The following is a 738-nucleotide window of genomic DNA, read 5'->3' on the forward strand; positions in this document are numbered from 1 at the left end:
CCCGCCGGCCGGCCACCGTACGGGGGAGTGTCCGCCCGCGCGGCACGCCGTCGCGCCGCCGCACGTACGGCTGCGCGGGCGCGGCGGGCAGGCTGAGCACCGAGGAGGGGTGACGGCCGCCGCGGGCGGGCAGCCGGGGCTCGGTGTCGTACGGGTCGGGGAGGGCGTGGTCGAGGACGCGCAGCCAGTCGGGGCGGGTGGTGCCGGGGGCCTCGCCGCGGAACGGGTACAGCTGGTAGGAGGCGCGGTGGTCCGCGCGCAGCCGGTAGGTGATCGACCAGGCCCCGTCTGTCCCTCGCTCCATCAGATGAGGTGTCAGGTCGCCGGCGTGGCGGTCCTTGTCGGTGACGGTGTGCAGCAGTGCGAGCACGCCGTCGCAGCCGTCGTCCCGGTGGGCGAAGGTGACCAGGCGGTAGGCGGGGTCGTCGGGGTCGGGGACGACGACGAGCGGGGTCTTCACCATGGGGTCTCCAGAAGTGGTCACGCGGGGCTGCCCTTGCGGCCGAGCAGCACCCAGAGCAGGAAGGGTCCGCCGAGGACGGTGGTGACGATGCCGACGGGGATCTCCACCCCGGCGAACAGCACCCGCCCCAGAGCGTCCGCGAGCACGACGAGCAGGGCGCCGGTCAGCGCCGAGCCGAGCACCGGTACCCGCGCGGGCCCGGCCAGCCGCCCGGCGATCACCGGCGCGGCCAGCGCCACGAAGCCGACCGGCCCGCAGACGCCGACCGCCAGCCC

2 protein-coding genes are annotated in these 738 nt (G+C 76.3%); both read right to left on the minus strand.

The features are described from left to right. The coding region (locus tag KS423_RS46630) for an enterochelin esterase domain-containing protein (RefSeq protein ID WP_308020337.1) at positions 1-463 on the minus strand (463 nt) is incomplete at its 3' end. A gap of 17 nt (positions 464-480) precedes the next feature. Continuing rightward, a partial coding sequence (locus tag KS423_RS46635) for an iron chelate uptake ABC transporter family permease subunit (RefSeq protein WP_224285680.1) occupies positions 481-738 on the minus strand: 258 nt, incomplete at its 5' end.

Source organism: Streptomyces sp. LS1784, from assembly GCF_020103755.1.
Classification (GTDB): Bacteria; Actinomycetota; Actinomycetes; order Streptomycetales; family Streptomycetaceae; genus Kitasatospora.